Genomic DNA, 16,440 nt, shown 5'->3' on the forward strand with positions numbered 1-16,440 from the left:
AGACCCCATGCGAATACCCGTCCAGATCTGCCTCGTGCTGGCCAGCGCTGCGATCGCGACGCAGGGCTATGCCGGCGGCGAGGACAATCCGTTCAGCAGCGACAATGCCGTGGCATCAAACACGCTGGACGACTACCGCGGCGGCTTCGTCACCGACACGGGCGTCATGGTGTCGCTCGGCATCGAGCGCATCGTGACCATCAACGGCAACGTGGCCGAACGCAGCCAGTTGGACTTCGGCGACCTCGGACGGTTGACGAGCGGCCAGGGCACGCTGCCCGCCGAAGCGGCCGCGCAAGTACGCCTCATCCAGAACGGCGGCGGCCAGTTCGCCGTCCAGATGGGCAGCAACGCCCTCGGCGGCACCATCATCCAGAACAGCTTGAACGACCAGTTGATCAGCAACCAGACCATCATCAATGCGAGCGTGAACGCGCGAGGGCTGCTCCAGACCTTGAATTTCCAGTCCAGTCTCGCGAACGCGCTGAATACCGCCGCCACCGGCAGGTGACGGAATCAACCTGGAGAATACTTATGCGAAAAATTCCAGCGCTGTACAGCGTGATTGGTGTCAGCGTGGCCCTCGCGGCCGCGCCGGCCGGCGCCCAGTCCGGTCCTGACCTCCTCGAGCAGCTCAAGATCATGCGACAACAGCTGGAAGAGCAGCGCGCGCGCGTCGACGAACTGGAACGCCAGTTGCGCGCGAGCGGTGTCGCGCCGCCCGCGAACGCGGCCGCGGCCGCGCCGTCGCAGCTCGAGCGCTTGCGCGGCACGGGCAATCTCCCGGCCGCGCGCGACCAGGATCCGCTGCAGGTCAGCTCGGCGCCACCCAATCTTCTCCAGGCCGAGCCCGAGGGTGCGGTGCCGCTCGCGCAGCCCGTGTATCCCGGCCGCCTCGCCCCGCTGCGCGGCACCGGGGCGCTGGCCGATGGGGGCCAGGTCGGCAGCGACCCGGTCGGCCGTCCACCCGCGCCGCGCGCACCGGAAGTCGCACCGATCTTCGAGGCCCCGGGCGTCCTGACGCCGCGGGGCAAACTCGTATTCGAGCCCTCCGTTCAGTACGGCTATTCGTCCAGCAACCGCGTGGCCCTCGTCGGCTACACGGTGATCCCGGCCCTCTTGATCGGCCTGCTCGACGTGCGCGAGGTGAAGCGCAACACGACGACCACCGCCGCCACGTTCCGCTACGGCTTCGACAACCGGCTGGAGCTCGAAGCGAAGATTCCGTACGTGTATCGCAGCGACTCCACGGTGAGCCGCGAGATCTTCACGGGCACGGCGTCCGAGCGTGCGTTCGACACAAGCGGCAAGGGCATCGGCGACATCGAACTGGCGTGGCGCTACCAGCTCAACAACGGCGGCGTCGACACACCGTACTACATCGCGGGCATGCGCTTCAAGACGCGTACGGGACGCGATCCGTTCCAGGTCGTGACGGATTGCCAGACCCGCTGCGTGGGCGAGAACGTGACGGGTACGGGCCTGCCGCTCGACTTGCCGACCGGTTCCGGCTTTTATTCGATCCAGCCGAGCGTGACGTGGCTGTTGCCATCCGACCCGGCCATCTTCTTCGGCAGCTTCAGCTACACGAAGAACTTCAGCCGCAACAATATGTACCGCACCGTGCTGAACGGCGATCGCGAATTCCTCGGCAAAGTGTCGCCGGGTGACGTGTTCGGCTTCAATTTCGGCATGGGGCTGGCGCTGAACGAGCGGGCATCGTTCAGCATCGGCTACGACCACAATTCCGTGGGCCGGACGCAGCAGAATGGCGTCGTGATCCCGGGATCGGTGCGTGTGCAGCTGGGCACGTTGTTGCTGGGTTACTCGTACAAGATGAAGAACAACCGCACGCTGAGCGTTTCCGTCGGCGCGGGCCTCACGCGCGACACGCCGGACGTCACGCTGATGGTGAGGATGCCGTTCACCTTCTGACGATCCCCTTTGGCCGCAAGGCGCGGCCCAGCGAAAAGGGCCGCGCTTGCGGCCCTTTTTCGTTCGCGCGGAGCAGCCTCAGATATAGTAGACGAGCGCGGCCACGCCGACGATCAACGCCACCTTCGTCGCCTTGTATGCCGTCTTGTTCCACGCCTTGTAACGGCGGCGGTACTGGCCCATCACATGGGAAATGCGGAACAGCTTGCTGACGAGGCCCGTCTGGTCGCCGGTCTCGTTCGGCGACGCGGCGGCCGTCATCATCGTGCGGCCCAGCCAGCGGTTGACGGCCTGCATCCAGCGGAAACGCATGGGGCGTTCCACGTCGCAGAACAGGATCAGGCGGTCGCTGTCGCTCGCGTTCTCGGCCCAGTGGATATACGTCTCGTCGAAGATCACGCCCTGGCCGTCGCGCCAGCTGTAGCGCTGGCCGTCCACTTCGATGAAGCAGCGGTCGTCGTTCGGCGTCGCAAGGCCAAGGTGGTAGCGCATCGAGCCGGCGAACGGGTCGCGGTGGGGATTCAGCTTGGCACCGGGCGGCAGCTCGGCGAACATCGCGGCCTTCACGGATGGGATGCTCTGCAGCAGCGCATGCGTCTGCGGGCACAGGCGTTCGGCCGACGGATGGCTCGCGTCATACCACTTCAGGTAAAAACGCTTCCAGCCCGTCTTGAAGAACGAGTTGAAGCCGGCATCGTTGTTCTGCTCGGACGCCTTGATCTTCTTGAGTTCGATGAGGCGCAGGCCTTCCTCGCGGATCGTCGGCCAGTTTTCTTGCAGGATGGACAATTCCGGGAATTCGCGGACGGGGATGTACGGCGTGCTGGGTACCTTCGAGAACAGGTGCATGAACATATTGATCGGTGCCATGAACGACGAGTGGTCGAACAACTGGCGGCCGATCGGCAGGCGCACCTTGCCGCGGAAATGGATGTGCAGCACCGACAGCACGAGGAAACCGACAACAAACCACTTCATGACGCCTCCAACTCAAAACGAGGCGAAAGGATACCATATGCGACACGCGGCCGTACGCCGCCCGCCCCCGCTGGCGGGGACGGATGGCGTACGGCCGCGCTTTGTCGTCATGCCGCGACAAGGCCGCGGCGGCGCTATCGACTCAGTGCATGGACGACGTGACGGCGTATCCTTTTTCGGCCAGCTGATTGGGCAGGTTGCGGATATCGTAGTCCGGCAAGTCCCCGGCATCGTCGTCGACTTCGAAGGCCCGCGCTTCGACCTCCCAGTCGGTATTCGTCGCTTCCTCGGGGATGTTGCGGGTCTCGGGGACGGCAAGATAGGAGAACTTGCCGTCGTGTTCGGCTCTGCGGTAGATGTCCAGGCGCATAGTCATTTCCTTTAAAAGCATGGCCTCCGAATGAAAGCCATCAGTATGGGACGATAGGCGAACGGTTCGTCACCGTCTGTTAATCGGCGCACACTGATCGGCCGTCAATGCTCAGCGACGGACACCGCCGCCCAGCACGCGTGCCGGCAACATGACGATGGCGCGCAACAGCTCGAACACGGCTTCCACGCCGACCCCCAGCAGGCGGAACGGCAGCAGCACGAGCCAGACGAGCGGATACATGACGAGCGCGAGCAGCGCGATCGGCCAGCACAGGAATAGTAACAGCAACCACACGAGGAAACCCAGCATCGCCAGCTCCATCAGTCGACAGGGGCCGGTGCGGCCCCGATGGTGTGACTGTAGTTGCGTGGACGCCAACGCGCAATCTTTCTGCGATGGGCGGCGCCGGCGCCGGGATGGACGGGTCAAAAACGGGGCCGGGCGGCGCCGGCCCCTGTCCGTCAAGCAAGCGACTCGAGCACCCGCTTACCCACACGGGTGCCGAGCGCGCGGCCGTTCAGGTCGCCCGACCGGAAGTGGATACCGCCGTAGCGCCGCGAGATACCGGCCTGGGCGGCGGCATCGAAGAACGAGTTCCACGACAGCGTCTGCGTGGGCGACACCACCTGCTTGAACCGGAACGGCCCGCGCGTGAACCGCGTGAGGACCATTGCCGCGGCGTGGCCGGACACGCTGTGCGCGGACACGTATTCCGGGAACGGCGGCGTGTACAAATATGGCGTCCAACGCGAACCGGCCACCGGGACGGCGCCGGCGCTGGTCCAGTTATTCAGCGTACGATCGCCGAATACCGTGTGGATCGCGGAAATGGGACGCGCGAAATCGTAGGCGATTTTCGCATCCCAGGTCGCGACCATGGCATCGTGCAAGGCAATCCCGAGGGCACGGAACAAGCGCACGTCCTGGCCCGTCGTATGATTCTGTTCGTACGACAGCACTTGCGCGAATCGCACCCACGGATTGCGGCTGTTATCCGCCCAGTATTCGCAAATCCCGATTTGCTCACGCGTCAGGGCGGCATTCAAATCGATCAATTCCTGCATTTCCGCCCGCATTTCAGCGGAAAAGACGGACGGCGGCGCGGCGGGCCGGAATTGGTCGCTGCTGCGCAATGCGAACGGGCGCACTTTGCCCCATTGCGGCGTGACACAGCGCTGGTACTGCAGTGGCTGCCAATGGTCCGGATCGATCATCGTCGTGGCGGAATTGACGGGCGTGTAGCCGGTATAGTCGGAATATGCGCCCGGATTCAGGTCCCCCAGCTGGTTGCTGCCGTCATGGGCGCGCCCGGCCAGGATGTGCTGTGCCGCTTCCTCGCCCACGCGGGTGGCAGGGACCACCCAGGGATAGCGGCCGCCCAGGCCCAGTTGCGCGCCATAGGCGGCGATGTCGGCGGCCGACGTGGGAAACAGGGTTGTGAGGACGGCCGCGGCGGCGGCGGACAGTGCGATCTGCTGGAATGTCGGGTCGGCGCCTTGCGCGCGCGAGACCGGCGTCCGGAAATAAGGATTGCGGCCGACGGCCTGCGGCAATTCCAGATACGACCACACGTCGAACAGCGCGATATTCATCAGCGCGAGCGCGCGGGCCGTGACGGTCGGCGGAGAAAACGCTTTATAGGCCGCATTGACGAGTTTGTCGTTCCACCCGGCGACGATACTCCGTTCCAGGGCAGCTTTGACGGCCAAATCGACGTCGTGATAAACGCCCATCGCGGGCATTGCCGACGCGAGGCGGGGCAATCCGGATAGGACAGCAGAGCCCATTGCACACTTCAAAAGTTTGCGCCGGATCAAAGACATGATTATTCCTTTATGAGTTAGCGAAATTAAATTCAGCAAACAACGTAGTTTTCGATCAAAAACGCGACCGATACTACATAAAGAAATAATCAAAAGCAATTCCAATGAATGGAATTGCAATGATATTGCGTAAGCGAGTTAGCCGTTGCGGGTATGAAATCGCTTACGCAGAGGTAGCAGGATGATTCGGCCTGGCGTCAGGCGAACACGGCGTCACGCGCGTGCTCGGCCTCGCCGGCATGCACGACCAGCTCGGCGCGCATCGACGCTTCCAGCGACGGGATCGAACCGCCCGCGCGGTAGGCGAAGCTCACCTGCACGACGTCGCCCGCCTGCACGTCCAGCGGGGTGGCCAGCGGCAGCATCATGTAGTGGTTCAGCCAATCGATCGTGGTGCCGCGCTCTTCGATGATGGTGAGGACGTTCTTCGTGATGAAGCGCAGCGCATTCAGGCGGCCGCCCTGCTCCATGCGGAACTGGCCTTCCCATGCGATGACGTCGCCGACGGGCTGGCTGAAATCCATGATGGCATACACGCCCGGTTGCGCCAGCTCGATGGTGCCCGGATAGATGACGTTCGTCGGCTGGAATTGCACGATCGGCGCATGGAAACCTTCGAAATCGTATTCCAGCTGCAACGGCTGCGCGGCCATGATGACGGCTTCCGGCATGAAGATCGGCAGCGGGCCGCCGAAACGGGCCAGATAGCGGCGCTTGAACGACTCGATCACCTCGACCTGTTTTTCACGCAGCATGCCCACGTGGATCATTTCGCAGATCACGATGTCGACCGGTTCCGGCGGCAGGTAGTCGAACGCGTCGGCGTGCACGACTTCGACCTTCTCGCCGTTCGGATTCATCGCGAGGAAGCGGCGCGCTTCGCGCACCATGTCCGGGTTGAACTCGACGCAATAGACTTTCGACGCGTTCTGGGCCGCGAAGAACGACAGCACGCCCGTACCACCGCCCAGTTCCAGCACCTTCATGCCCGGCTTGACGGCGTGGTAGATCGCGGATTTGAAGCTGTGCATGCGGTTCTGGTCCATCAGCATATTGTGATGGTAATGGACCGGGATGAACTGCCCCAGGTAGCAGCTCTCGATTTCGCGTTCGTTCAGCATGATGTCCTCGTTGTCGGGCCCGCGATCCTGCCGGTGCCATGGTTGATCTAGCCTGCATTATGTCCATGCCTGGAAGCAACTAAAGGGTCGAGCTGACGGGGATTTGCGGGCCAGTTTGTCGGATCGATGGAACACCACGTCGCAGTGCACAAAATTCTGATAGCGTTTTGCCGCCTGGGAATGTTAGGATTTTCCCATCACCCGACACCGACGTTGGCCGCCATGGTGCATTCGATCCGTTCCCTTTCGGCGAACATCGCCGATCTGCTGCTGGACGTCGTCTTCCTGGTGGATCGGCGCGGCATCATCGTCGACGTGAGCGCGGGCTGCGAGCGCATGCTCGGCTACCGTCCGACCGAACTGATCGGGCAATACATGCTCGATTTCGTCGTCCCGGAAGACCGCGCCCTGACCTGTGTCGAAAGCGCACGCGTTCAATCGGGCCAGGAGCGCGTCGGCTTCGAAAACCGCTACGTGCACAAGGACGGCCGGCGCATCGACGTGATGTGGTCCGCGCGCTGGATCGCCGACCATGGCCTGCGCCTGGGCGTCGCGCGCGACATCACGGCGCGCAAGCGCGCGGACCGGCGGCAAGCGGCAACGTATGCGATTTCCGAAGCGGCGCACCAGGCCGGCGACCTGTCCGGCCTGTGCGAGCGGATCCATGGCATCCTCGACCGCCTCGTGGGCGCGCCCGGCATGATCGTCGTTGCCGACCCGACGCCGCAGCAAGGTTTCAAGGTCATCTACCAGCGCGACGATGCGCAGCGCAGCCGCCTGCCGTCGCGCGCCTGCCTCGCGCGCTGGCGCGCGACGGCGGCCAGCCCGAACACGCTCGCACCGGACGCCGTCCGTCACGTGGCGGGCGGCCGGCTGAACACCTGGCTGATGCTCGACCTCGGCGGGCCAGGCGGCACGATCGGCGCCCTGCTGTTGCGCGACCACGGCGGCACCGGCTATTCGCCGGCCGACCGCGGCCTGCTGCACTTCGTCGCGGTCCAGGTGGGCTTGGCGCTGGAACGAAAGCGCCTGCACGACGACTTGACCCGCTCGGCCTGCTATGACGAGCTGACGAGTTTGCCGAACCGCCGGCTGTTCTTCGACCGTATCCGCACGGCCGTCGCGCGGGCGCGGCGCTGCCAATCAAGGCTCGGCTTGCTGTACGTGGACGTGGACGATTTCAAGCAGATCAACGACCGCCACGGTCATGCGGCCGGCGACGCCTTGCTGCGCGAAGTGGCGGCACGCCTCGTGGAATGCGCGCGCGAGTCGGACACGGTGGCCCGCCTCGGCGGCGACGAATTCGTGCTGCTGCTGGAAGACTTGCAAGCCCCGGAGGACGCCGAGCGCTGCGCCGACAAGATCCGCGCCGTGCTGGGTCAACCGGTGCCCACGCTGGAGGCGCCGCTGTACATCGGTGCCAGCATCGGCGTCGCGCTGTTCCCGGAGCACGGGGACAACGTGGAGACGCTGCTGATGCACGCGGACGCGCGCATGTATGCGAAGAAGCGCTCGCGCAAGCAGGACCGGGACGAGGACCAGGGCGACGGCGCCGGCAGCGCCGCGTCCGACCCGCTCAGCGGCGGGACGTAGCGCGCTTGTCGATGGCCGCCGCGATCGCGCCGTGCTCGGCCCGTTTCGCGATCCCGGCAGCCGTCAGTCCCTCGCCATTTTTCAACGACGGATCGGCACCCTGGGCGAGCAGGAACTCGGCGCTGTCCTGGTGGCCTTCACGCGCCGCCATCATCAGCGGGGTGAACTTGCCGCTCGCCGGTGGCGACTGCGCATCGATGCGGGCGCCGTGCGCCAGCAGCAGGCGCGCGATGTCGACGTCGCCGCTGGCGGCCGCGTAGTGCAGCGGCGTCCAGCCGGGACGGTTGACGGACGCACCCTTCGCGATCAGCGCCTCGGCGGCCGCCTTGTTGCCCTTGAACGCAGCCAGCATCAACGCCGTGTTGCCATTGAGCGCCGTGGCGTCGACCTTCGTGCCAGGGTAGCGCAGCAGGACATCCAGGACTTGCATGGCCCCTTCGCGCACGGCCAGCACGAGCGCGGGCTCGCCGCCGACGGGATTCGGCATGTTCGGGTCGACGGCACCGAGCAGCGATTGCACGGTGCGCGCATCGTCCATGGCGACGGCGCGGAAGAAGTCGGTCACCTGGCCACTCGTCGGCGCGGCCGCGGCGGGGTGGATGCCGGCCGCCACGGCGGCGACGAGCACGAACGCGTTCAGAACGGTACGGCGCAATGGGCTGGCTGGGGTCATGGGTCAGGTCCTCGCGGCCTTGAACAGGTTGAAGAAATTGTCGGTGGTGCGGTCGGCGACGTCGCGCAGCGGCACGCCCTTGAGGTCGGCCAGGTATTCGGCGACGTGCGCCACATACCCCGGCTCGTTCATCTTGCCCCGGTAAGGCACGGGCGCCAGGTACGGCGAATCCGTCTCGATGAGGATACGCTCGAGCGGCAGCGCGCGCGCCACGGCCTGCAGATCCTTCGCGCTCTTGAACGTGACAATGCCGGAAAACGAAATGTAGAACCCCATCTCGACGGCGGCCAGCGCCACGTCCAGCGATTCCGTGAAGCAATGCATGACGCCGGCGACGCCGCCTTTGTCCGTGCCCGCGCCCTCTTCGCGCATGATCCGGATCGTGTCTTCGCTGGCGGCACGGGTGTGGATGATCAGAGGCTTGCGCGTCTCGCGCGACGCGCGGATATGCGTGCGGAAACGCTCGCGCTGCCATTCGAGGTCGCCTTCGAGCCGGTAATAATCGAGGCCCGTCTCGCCGATCGCGACGACCTTCGGGTGGTCGGCCAGTTCCACCAGTTGCGCGACCGTGGGCTCGGGCGTGTCCTCGTAATCGGGATGCACGCCGACCGAGGCATAGATGTGCGGATATTGCTCGGCGAGCGCGAGCACGCGGGGAAAGTCAGGCAGGTCGACGGACACGCACAGCGCGTGCGTGACCTTGTTCTCGGCCATTTTTGCCAGGATTTCGGGCATCCGGGCGGCCAGCTCCGGGAAATCGATGTGGCAGTGGGAATCGATGTACATCCCGCTATTGTACGCGAGGCGTCAGGCGACCCGCTTGCCGAGGATGATCAGGTCGCGCTCGACCCCGTCCAGGTTGGCGACGCGTGGGAAATGCGCCCAAGTGTCGAAGCCGTACCTGCGGAACAGGCCCAGGCTGGGTAGATTGTGCCCGAAAATAAAGCCGAGCAAGGTGTGGACGTCGATGTTCGGCGCGAACGCCATCGCCTGCTCCAGGCAATACCGGCCCACGCCATTGCCGCGCCATTCTTCCGCGATATAAATCGACAACTCGGCCGTGCCCGAATACGCGGGGCGCCCGTAGAAATTCGAGTACGAGCACCAGCCGATCACTGCCGGCTCGTCCGACGTGTCCGCCGCGTCATGGATCACCCACAGCGGCCGGCGTTCCGGCGTGTGCTCGTGGAACCAGCCTTCGCGCGACGCGACGGTGACGGGTTCCGTGTCGGCCGTCACTTCGCGCGACGCGATGGTGGAATTGTAGATGTCGACGATGCGGGGCAGGTCTTCGAAACGGGCAAGGCGGTGTACGTAGGACGGCATGCGGGAACTGGAGATTACAGGGTATGGGTGGCGCGCGAGGAGCGCAGCGCGGCGCCGAGGATTTCCTCGATGCGCAGGCGGGCGCGCTGGCCAGTCTCGTCCGCCGGGAAGTGAACGCCGATGCCTTGCGCCTTGTTGTTGTTGGCGCCGGCCGGCGTGATCCACGCGACCTTGCCGGCAATCGGGTATTTGTTCGGGTCGTCCATCAGCGACAGGATCAGGTAGATCTCGTCCCCGACCTTGTACGGCTTGTTCGTGGGCACGAACATGCCACCATTCTTCAGGAACGGCATGTACGCTGCGTACAACGCGGCTTTTTCCTTGATGGCGAGCGACAGCACGGACGGCCGCGCGGGCTGCGGCGCATTCGGATCGGCGGGCAAGCCGCTGAGCGGTCCGGTCGGCGAAACACTCATCATCGTCCTTTCATCATGGTCCGCAACGGGCAGTGTAATCAAGCAACATGTCTTCGACAAACAGTTTCGGAGACAAGGGGTGATCGGCCACGGCGCGGCGCTCGTTCGTGGACTTGATCGCCTGCATCAAGTCGGCCACGTGCACGCGTCCGGCCAATGTCGCGACTTCCCGCTGATACCTCGGATAATACCGGATCACCCCGGACAGCTTGTACGAAAAGACATCATACAGCCACCGCTGCTGCCACGCGACGAGGGCGGCCAGCGGCGCCTTGCTCAATTTGTCGGCACTGCGCAACGCCGCGTCGACGCTGGGCTGGGCCAGCACCTGCAGCAGGCCGTCGAGCTCTTCGCGGCTCCCGATCTCGGCCTGGGCCAGCGCCGCGAGCGGCGCGCCGCCCTGCTCGCGCAGCCAGCCGTCGGCGTCGTTGACGCCCTGCGCTTCCAGCCACGCGAGCGCTTCGGCATGGTCGGGCATGGGCAATGCGAACTTGCGGCAACGCGACAGGATCGTGGGCAGCAGGCGGTCGAGACCATTCGATGCCAGCAGGAACACGGTGCCCGCCGGCGGCTCCTCGAGCGTCTTCAGCAGCGCGTTGGACGCGGGCATATTCAGACTTTCTGCCGGATACAGCACGACGACGCGCAAGCCCTGGCGGTGCGTCGAGATGTTCATGAAGTCGGACAGTGCGCGCACCTGCTCGATCTTGATCTCTTTCGACGCCGACTTCGACTTGGTCTTCTTGTCCTCGGCCGGGGCATCGTCGCCCTCGGCGGCGGGGACGTCATCCTCGAGCGCTTCCGGCCGCACGCGCCGATAGTCCGGGTGATTGCCCTGCGCGAACCAGCCGCACGATGCGCATGTACCGCACGCGCGCCCGTCCGGCTGCACGTTTTCGCACAGCAGTGCCTGCGCAAACGCTTCGATGAAATCGGCCTTGCCGATGCCCGCCGGGCCATGGAACAGGATCGCGTGCGGCAGGCGCGCGCGCATCGCCTGCAGGCGCGTCCAGGCGTCCTGCTGCCAAGGATACATGCTCACAGAAACGCCTCCAATGCCGCTTTCAGCGCGGCGCGCACGCCGTCGATGGTTTGCGTGGAATCGATGACGACGATGCGCCCGTCCGATGCTTGCGCGCGGCGCAGGTATTCGCCCCGCACGCGCGCGAAGAATTCGCCCTGCTCCATCTCGAATTTATCCAGCGTACGCGTGGCGGACAGCCGGGCGCGCGCGACGTCGAGGGGGACGTCGAACAGCAATGTGAGGTCGGGCTGCAGGTGCGGATGCACCCATTGCTCCAGCGCCTCGAGCTTGGCCCGATCGAGACCGCGGCCGCCGCCCTGGTACGCGAAGCTGGCATCGGTAAAACGGTCGGACAAGACCCAGTCGCCGCGCACGATGGCCGGCTCGACGACTTGCGCCACGTGCTCGCGGCGGCTGGCGAACATGATGAGGGCTTCCGTCTCGAGGTGCATTTTCTCGTGCAGCACGAGGTCGCGCAGCTTTTCGCCCAGCGGGGTGCCGCCCGGCTCGCGCGTCGACACGACGGTCTTTCCCGCGGCCTCCAGCAGCGCCGTGACGTAGCCGATGTGGGTCGACTTGCCGGCACCGTCGATGCCTTCGAAGGTGATGAAGCGCCCGCGCTTGGCATCCGTTTGATTCACTGCATTCATCGTCATTACTGGGGCGCCTGGTTACGCTGGTACTGGTTCACGGCCTTGTTATGCTCGGACAGATTGACCGAGAAATGGCTCGTCCCATCGCCGCGCGACACGAAATACAGGGCTTCCGTCTTCGCGGGCGCCGTCGCCGCGGCGAGCGATTGTACGCCCGGCAGCGCGATCGGCGTCGGCGGCAGGCCGGCCCGTGTATAGGTATTGTACGGTGTGTCGGTCTCGAGGTCCTTCTTGCGGATCTTGCCGTCGTACTTGTTGCCCATGCCGTAGATCACGGTGGGATCGGTCTGCAGCAGCATGCCGGCCTTCAGGCGGTTCACGAACACGCCGGCGATCATCGACCGCTCGCTCTTCTGGCCCGTTTCCTTTTCCACCAGCGACGCCATGATCAAGGCCTGGTACGGGTCGGTGTACGGCAGGCCCGGATCGCGCTTCTCCCACGCGGCCTTCAGCCGCTTCATCATCATCTCGTGCGCCTGCTTGTAGATCGACAGGTCGCTCGCGCCCTTGGCGAACAAATACGTATCGGGAAAGAACAGCCCTTCCGGCGCCTTGAAGTCGGCATCGACTTTCGCGAGCAGCTCCTGGTCGGACAGCTTCGCCGTCTCGTGCTTCAGGTTGGGCGCGGCGTCGACGGCCTGGCGCATCTGGCGGAACGTCCAGCCTTCGATGATCGTCAGCGATTCCTGCGCGAACTCGCCCCGCACGAGTTGGGACAGGAGGCGGCGCGGGGTCGTATCCGGTTTGAGCTCGTAGCTGCCGGCCTTGATCTGGCTTGCCTTGCCCGTGACGCGCGCCAGCACCCCGAACAGGAACGGGTTGACGGGCACACCGGCCGTCGACATCTGCTGCGCCGCGCCCGCCACGCCCGTGCCCTGCGCGATGGCGAACGGGATCACGGGCGCGCTGGCGGGGGTGATCGGCTGCTTGCTCCACCACTGGAAGCCGGCGCCGGCGGCGGCCGCCGCGATCACGCCCGTGACGATGAGTTTTCTTATCAGTGCCATGCTGGATTATCGGTTTTACGCCGTCGTCGGCGAGTTTTCTGAGGCGAACTTATAATGAGGCCGTAATCATAAAGCCGATACCGCCAAACCGGAAATAATTCGTGTCATGAACAATTGGATCGAACATCTCGCCACCCTGGGCGCCCGTTTCCACCCCGATAGCCCGACGCACGTCGACGACTTCGGCCGCGTGCTCGGCACCACCGCCCTCGCACAGGGCTTCGTCGCCGCCGTCACCGACCTCGGACTGATCGGCATTGCCGGCGACGACGCCGCGACCTTCCTGCACAACCAGGTCACCAACGACGTGGAGCACCTCGGCACGTCGGAGGCGCGCCTCGCCGGCTATTGCACGCCGAAAGGCCGCCTGCAAGCCACGTTCCTGATGTGGCGCGACGCCGAGTCCATCTACCTGCAACTGCCGCGCGCCATCCAGGCGCCGCTGCAGAAACGCCTGTCGATGTTCGTACTGCGCGCGAAGGCGAAGCTGCGCGACGCCACCGACGACGCCCGCTATGCCGCGGTCCTGGGCCTCGGGGGCGCGCCGGCAGGTGACGCCTTGCGCGCCCACGTGGGCACGTTGCCCGACACGCCCTACGCCAAGATCGACGGCGACTTCGGCACCGTGATCCGCGTTGCGGACGCATTCGGCCACCCGCGCTACCTGTGGCTGACGTCGGCCGACGCGGCCATCGGCGCCCTGCCGGCACTGCGTGCCACGCTCGCGCTGGGCGGCAGCACCGCATGGCAGCTCGCATCGATCCACGCCGGCGTGCCGCAGATCGGGCCGGGCACGCAGGAACAGTTCGTGCCGCAGATGATCAACTACGAGCTGCTCGGCGGCGTCAATTTCAAGAAGGGCTGCTATCCGGGCCAGGAAATCGTCGCCCGCAGCCAGTACCTCGGCAAACTGAAGCGCCGCACGGCACTGGCCACGCTCGCCGACGCGGCCGCGCGCCCCGGCGACGAAGTCTATTCCGTCGCCGACCCCGACCAGCCGTCCGGGATGATCGTCAACGCCGCGCCGAACGGTGCCGGCGGTGCTGACGCACTCGTGGAAATCAAGCTTGCGGCAATGGACGAGGACGTGCGCCATGCGTCGGCCGGCGGCACGCCGCTGACGTTCCTGCCGATGCCGTACGCGCTCGACGCGCTGGACGTCTGACCGGCATGATCGACCTGTACGTCTACTACAAGGTGCGCGAGGCCGACGCGCCCACGCTGGCCCCGCGTGTGTGTGCGCTGCAGGCGCACATCGGTGTGCCGGCGCAGCTGAAACGCCGGCCCGACGTGCGCGACGGCATGCAGACGTGGATGGAAATCTACCCGAACGTGGACGACGGCTTTCCCGCGCGGCTCGACCTTGCGGCCCGCGAGGCCGGCTTGGACGGCCTCATCGAGGGCGCGCGCCGCGTCGAAATCTTCATGGACCTGCCAACATGTGCCTGATCGTTTTTGCCTGGCGCGTGATCCCCGGCCTGCCGCTGGTCGCGTGCGCCAACCGCGACGAATTCTATGACCGTCCCGCCACCCCGGCCGGCCCGTGGCCGGACGCGCCGCACATCATTGCCGGGCGTGACCTGCGCGGCGGCGGCAGCTGGATGGGCGTGACGACGACGGGACCGAACGGACCGAAATTCGCGGCCCTCACCAACATCCGCGCGCCGGACGAGCGGCGCACGGACGCGCCGACGCGCGGCGCCCTCGTCGCCGATTTCCTGAAGGGCGACCTGGATGCGCCCGCCTACCTCGACCGCATCGCGCCGGACGCACACGAGTACAACGGCTTCAACCTGATCCTCGGCGACGCCGCCGGCATTTACTGGTTCTCGAACCGCGCCGGGGCGGACCCGCGCAACGGCAGCGCGCTGGAGCCGGGCATCTACGGCGTCTCCAACGGCCTGCTGGACGCGCCGTGGCCGAAGGTCGTGCGCACGAAGGCCACGTTCGCGAGCCTGTTGCTGCAAGGCGCGCCGGAAGAAGCATATTTCGAGATGCTGGCCGATACGACGCGCGCGCCGGACATGCGCCTGCCCGACACGGGCGTTCCGATCGACCTGGAACGGGAGCTGTCCGCCGTGTGCATCGAGATCCCCGGCTACGGCACGCGCACGTCGACGGTCGTCAAAGTCTATGCCGACGCGGAGCCGGAACTGCACGAACGCGTGTTGAAGCCCGGCGGCCACGCGACGGCGTGATCACGCGCCCCGTCAGCGTTTGACGGCCGCCTTCAGCCGCGCCGTGTACTGCGGCGTCGCCGCATAGGGATCGGCCGGCGGCTTTCCGTGCACGATCGCGTCCATGCGGTCGGCCACGGCGGGCATCACTTGCGGGTGCGTGCAGATGTAGAAATCGCCGCGCTTGACACCGTCGAACGTCATGCGCGCAATGTCCGCGGCGGAAGGCTTGCCGGCCGCCACGGCCTGTTCGAGCAGCGCCTGGCCCGCCTGCTGGCTTTGTGTCGGCGGGCCGTCATGTTGGACGTCCGGGGGACGGTGGCGTTCCGCATGCGCGATGTCCGTCGGGACGAAATACGGGCACAGCACGGATGCATTCACGCGCGCATCGACGAGGCGCAGGTCGTGGTACAGCGACTCCGACAATGCGACGACGCCATGCTTCGACACGTTATACAGCCCCATCGCCGGCGGCACGAGCAGGCCGGCCATCGATGCCGTGTTGACGATGTGCCCCTCGTACGCCGGATCGTTCCGCGCGGCCTCGAGCATCAGCGGCGTGAACACGCGCACGCCGTGGATCACGCCCCACAGGTTCACGCCGAGCACCCACTCCCAGTCGGCCTCGGTGTGCTCCCAGATCAGGCCAGCCGTGCCGACACCCGCATTGTTGAACAGCAGGTGCACGGCCTGGAAGCGGATCATCGCGGCATCCGCCAATTCCTCCACATGGGCTCCCTTGCGGACGTCGCAGACCATCGCCAGCACATCGGCGCCGGCCGCCTGCAGCGTGCCGCTGGCTTGCTCGAGCGCGTGCGCATCGATGTCGGCCAGCACCAGCTTCATGCCGAGCGTGGCCGCCAGATTGGCGAACTCGCGTCCGAGTCCGCTGCCGGCGCCCGTGATGACGGCCACCCGTCCCGCAAAATTCTCCATGGCGACCTCCTTGTCGCGTGAAATCAGGCCGCGCCCTGCTCCGTCAGACGATGTAGTCCATGCACTGGCGCCCTTCGCGGATCGCGCCGATGAACGGGATGACCGCCTGGTGTACCGGATGCTTGACGTAGGCTTCCAACGCGGCCTGGTCTTCGAATTCGGAATACAGCACGACGTCGTACGTGGCTTCCAGGCCGGGCTGGGCGATGACGACCTCGAAGGTGATCTGGCCGGGGACGATGTGGGCGCACTCGTCCAGGCGGCGCTTCATTTCGATGGCGTTGGCGGCGCGGTCGGCGCCTTCGGCGTGGTCTTTCAGTTTCCACATGACGATGTGCTTGAGCATGATGTCCTTGTTACGTTCGAGATTGAATTGTCGCGGCCTGGCCGCTGCCTCATTATAAG

General features: G+C 65.6%; 20 protein-coding genes. 6 read left to right on the plus strand and 14 right to left on the minus strand.

Features of this window, described 5'->3' with window-relative positions; translation table 11 throughout:
- Positions 1-7: 7 nt before the first annotated feature.
- Together NX784_RS01505 and NX784_RS01510 are read left to right on the plus strand one after the other, a co-directional pair.
- Positions 8-511, plus strand: coding sequence for a hypothetical protein (locus NX784_RS01505; protein ID WP_258814917.1), 504 nt, complete (start codon positions 8-10; stop codon positions 509-511).
- Between the two features lie 23 nt (positions 512-534).
- Entirely contained in the window at positions 535-1,935 is a 1,401-nt protein-coding gene (locus NX784_RS01510; RefSeq protein ID WP_258814918.1) for an acetate kinase, read from the plus strand.
- 78 nt (positions 1,936-2,013) lie between these two features.
- Here the strand turns inward: NX784_RS01510 and lpxO are convergent, their stop codons facing one another.
- The 5 genes from lpxO to NX784_RS01535 form a co-directional block, all read right to left on the minus strand.
- Entirely contained in the window at positions 2,014-2,913 is a 900-nt protein-coding gene (gene lpxO / locus NX784_RS01515) for a lipid A hydroxylase LpxO (RefSeq protein ID WP_258814921.1), read from the minus strand.
- A 142-nt stretch (positions 2,914-3,055) separates the two neighbouring features.
- Positions 3,056-3,283 carry a DUF6139 family protein gene (locus tag NX784_RS01520; RefSeq protein WP_258814923.1) on the minus strand — a complete coding sequence of 76 codons (228 nt, stop codon included), beginning with the start codon at positions 3,281-3,283 and terminating at the stop codon, positions 3,056-3,058.
- A 111-nt stretch (positions 3,284-3,394) separates the two neighbouring features.
- A complete protein-coding gene (locus NX784_RS01525; protein WP_258814925.1) occupies positions 3,395-3,595 on the minus strand; it encodes a hypothetical protein in 201 nt (66 codons plus the stop codon).
- Positions 3,596-3,747: 152 nt separating this feature from the next.
- Complete coding sequence (locus NX784_RS01530; protein WP_258814926.1) at positions 3,748-5,229, minus strand: vanadium-dependent haloperoxidase; 1,482 nt, start codon at positions 5,227-5,229, stop codon at positions 3,748-3,750.
- Between the two features lie 77 nt (positions 5,230-5,306).
- Positions 5,307-6,230 carry a class I SAM-dependent methyltransferase gene (locus NX784_RS01535; protein ID WP_258814927.1) on the minus strand — a complete coding sequence of 308 codons (924 nt, stop codon included), beginning with the start codon at positions 6,228-6,230 and terminating at the stop codon, positions 5,307-5,309.
- A 222-nt stretch (positions 6,231-6,452) separates the two neighbouring features.
- Here NX784_RS01535 and NX784_RS01540 point away from each other — a divergent pair, with 222 nt between their 5' ends.
- Entirely contained in the window at positions 6,453-7,823 is a 1,371-nt protein-coding gene (locus tag NX784_RS01540) for a sensor domain-containing diguanylate cyclase (RefSeq protein ID WP_258814928.1), read from the plus strand.
- Here the strand turns inward: NX784_RS01540 and NX784_RS01545 are convergent.
- Genes NX784_RS01545 through mltG form a run of 7 tightly spaced genes read right to left on the minus strand, consistent with a single transcriptional unit; the run spans position 7,807 to position 12,922 of the window.
- On the minus strand, positions 7,807-8,496 hold the full coding sequence (locus tag NX784_RS01545) for an ankyrin repeat domain-containing protein (protein WP_258814929.1): 690 nt from the start codon (positions 8,494-8,496) through the stop codon (positions 7,807-7,809). The two genes, NX784_RS01540 and NX784_RS01545, sit on opposite strands and share 17 nt — an antisense overlap.
- A gap of 3 nt (positions 8,497-8,499) precedes the next feature.
- The gene (locus tag NX784_RS01550; protein WP_258814930.1) at positions 8,500-9,282 is read right to left on the minus strand and encodes a TatD family hydrolase; all 783 of its coding nucleotides are present in this window, start codon (positions 9,280-9,282) and stop codon (positions 8,500-8,502) included.
- 21 nt (positions 9,283-9,303) lie between these two features.
- Positions 9,304-9,822 (minus strand): GNAT family N-acetyltransferase, encoded by a 519-nt coding sequence (locus NX784_RS01555; protein WP_258814931.1) that lies wholly within the window; start codon positions 9,820-9,822, stop codon positions 9,304-9,306.
- Between the two features lie 14 nt (positions 9,823-9,836).
- A complete protein-coding gene (locus tag NX784_RS01560) occupies positions 9,837-10,238 on the minus strand; it encodes a PilZ domain-containing protein (RefSeq protein WP_258815071.1) in 402 nt (133 codons plus the stop codon).
- Between the two features lie 13 nt (positions 10,239-10,251).
- Positions 10,252-11,274 carry a DNA polymerase III subunit delta' gene (locus tag NX784_RS01565; protein ID WP_258815072.1) on the minus strand — a complete coding sequence of 341 codons (1,023 nt, stop codon included), beginning with the start codon at positions 11,272-11,274 and terminating at the stop codon, positions 10,252-10,254.
- Positions 11,275-11,276: 2 nt separating this feature from the next.
- On the minus strand, positions 11,277-11,912 hold the full coding sequence (tmk, locus tag NX784_RS01570; RefSeq protein ID WP_258814933.1) for a dTMP kinase: 636 nt from the start codon (positions 11,910-11,912) through the stop codon (positions 11,277-11,279).
- Between the two features lie 5 nt (positions 11,913-11,917).
- Entirely contained in the window at positions 11,918-12,922 is a 1,005-nt protein-coding gene (gene mltG, locus NX784_RS01575; protein ID WP_258814935.1) for an endolytic transglycosylase MltG, read from the minus strand.
- A gap of 106 nt (positions 12,923-13,028) precedes the next feature.
- On the opposite strand from mltG, the gene ygfZ reads away from it, so the two are divergent.
- Genes ygfZ through NX784_RS01590 form a run of 3 tightly spaced genes read left to right on the plus strand, consistent with a single transcriptional unit; the run spans position 13,029 to position 15,120 of the window.
- Positions 13,029-14,087: a CAF17-like 4Fe-4S cluster assembly/insertion protein YgfZ gene (gene ygfZ / locus NX784_RS01580; RefSeq protein ID WP_258814936.1), complete on the plus strand. Its 1,059-nt coding sequence runs from the start codon at positions 13,029-13,031 to the stop codon at positions 14,085-14,087.
- 5 nt (positions 14,088-14,092) lie between these two features.
- Positions 14,093-14,371, plus strand: a complete 279-nt coding sequence (locus NX784_RS01585) for a DUF4936 family protein (protein WP_258814937.1) — start codon at positions 14,093-14,095, stop codon at positions 14,369-14,371.
- Positions 14,362-15,120, plus strand: a complete 759-nt coding sequence (locus NX784_RS01590; RefSeq protein ID WP_258814938.1) for an NRDE family protein — start codon at positions 14,362-14,364, stop codon at positions 15,118-15,120. The genes NX784_RS01585 and NX784_RS01590 overlap by 10 nt, the downstream gene beginning before the upstream one ends.
- A gap of 12 nt (positions 15,121-15,132) precedes the next feature.
- Here NX784_RS01590 and NX784_RS01595 read toward each other — a convergent pair whose 3' ends face one another.
- The gene (locus NX784_RS01595) at positions 15,133-16,035 is read right to left on the minus strand and encodes an SDR family oxidoreductase (protein WP_258814939.1); all 903 of its coding nucleotides are present in this window, start codon (positions 16,033-16,035) and stop codon (positions 15,133-15,135) included.
- Between the two features lie 43 nt (positions 16,036-16,078).
- Entirely contained in the window at positions 16,079-16,381 is a 303-nt protein-coding gene (locus tag NX784_RS01600; RefSeq protein ID WP_258814940.1) for a Dabb family protein, read from the minus strand.
- Positions 16,382-16,440 lie beyond the last annotated feature (59 nt).

The sequence above is a fragment of the Massilia pinisoli genome, assembly GCF_024753285.1.
In the GTDB taxonomy this organism is placed as follows: Bacteria; Pseudomonadota; Gammaproteobacteria; order Burkholderiales; family Burkholderiaceae_D; genus Telluria; species Telluria pinisoli.

Coding starts and splice junctions, on each gene's coding strand:
- NX784_RS01505 (WP_258814917.1), top strand. CDS start 8: ATGCGAATACCCGTCCAGATCTGCCTCGTGCTGGCCAGCGCTGCGATC.
- NX784_RS01510 (WP_258814918.1), top strand. CDS start 535: ATGCGAAAAATTCCAGCGCTGTACAGCGTGATTGGTGTCAGCGTGGCC.
- lpxO (WP_258814921.1), bottom strand. CDS start 2,913: ATGAAGTGGTTTGTTGTCGGTTTCCTCGTGCTGTCGGTGCTGCACATC.
- NX784_RS01520 (WP_258814923.1), bottom strand. CDS start 3,283: ATGCGCCTGGACATCTACCGCAGAGCCGAACACGACGGCAAGTTCTCC.
- NX784_RS01525 (WP_258814925.1), bottom strand. CDS start 3,595: ATGCTGGGTTTCCTCGTGTGGTTGCTGTTACTATTCCTGTGCTGGCCG.
- NX784_RS01535 (WP_258814927.1), bottom strand. CDS start 6,230: ATGCTGAACGAACGCGAAATCGAGAGCTGCTACCTGGGGCAGTTCATC.
- NX784_RS01540 (WP_258814928.1), top strand. CDS start 6,453: ATGGTGCATTCGATCCGTTCCCTTTCGGCGAACATCGCCGATCTGCTG.
- NX784_RS01545 (WP_258814929.1), bottom strand. CDS start 8,496: ATGACCCCAGCCAGCCCATTGCGCCGTACCGTTCTGAACGCGTTCGTG.
- NX784_RS01550 (WP_258814930.1), bottom strand. CDS start 9,282: ATGTACATCGATTCCCACTGCCACATCGATTTCCCGGAGCTGGCCGCC.
- NX784_RS01555 (WP_258814931.1), bottom strand. CDS start 9,822: ATGCCGTCCTACGTACACCGCCTTGCCCGTTTCGAAGACCTGCCCCGC.
- NX784_RS01560 (WP_258815071.1), bottom strand. CDS start 10,238: ATGAGTGTTTCGCCGACCGGACCGCTCAGCGGCTTGCCCGCCGATCCG.
- NX784_RS01565 (WP_258815072.1), bottom strand. CDS start 11,274: ATGTATCCTTGGCAGCAGGACGCCTGGACGCGCCTGCAGGCGATGCGC.
- tmk (WP_258814933.1), bottom strand. CDS start 11,912: ATGAATGCAGTGAATCAAACGGATGCCAAGCGCGGGCGCTTCATCACC.
- mltG (WP_258814935.1), bottom strand. CDS start 12,922: ATGGCACTGATAAGAAAACTCATCGTCACGGGCGTGATCGCGGCGGCC.
- ygfZ (WP_258814936.1), top strand. CDS start 13,029: ATGAACAATTGGATCGAACATCTCGCCACCCTGGGCGCCCGTTTCCAC.
- NX784_RS01585 (WP_258814937.1), top strand. CDS start 14,093: ATGATCGACCTGTACGTCTACTACAAGGTGCGCGAGGCCGACGCGCCC.
- NX784_RS01590 (WP_258814938.1), top strand. CDS start 14,362: ATGTGCCTGATCGTTTTTGCCTGGCGCGTGATCCCCGGCCTGCCGCTG.
- NX784_RS01595 (WP_258814939.1), bottom strand. CDS start 16,035: ATGGAGAATTTTGCGGGACGGGTGGCCGTCATCACGGGCGCCGGCAGC.
- NX784_RS01600 (WP_258814940.1), bottom strand. CDS start 16,381: ATGCTCAAGCACATCGTCATGTGGAAACTGAAAGACCACGCCGAAGGC.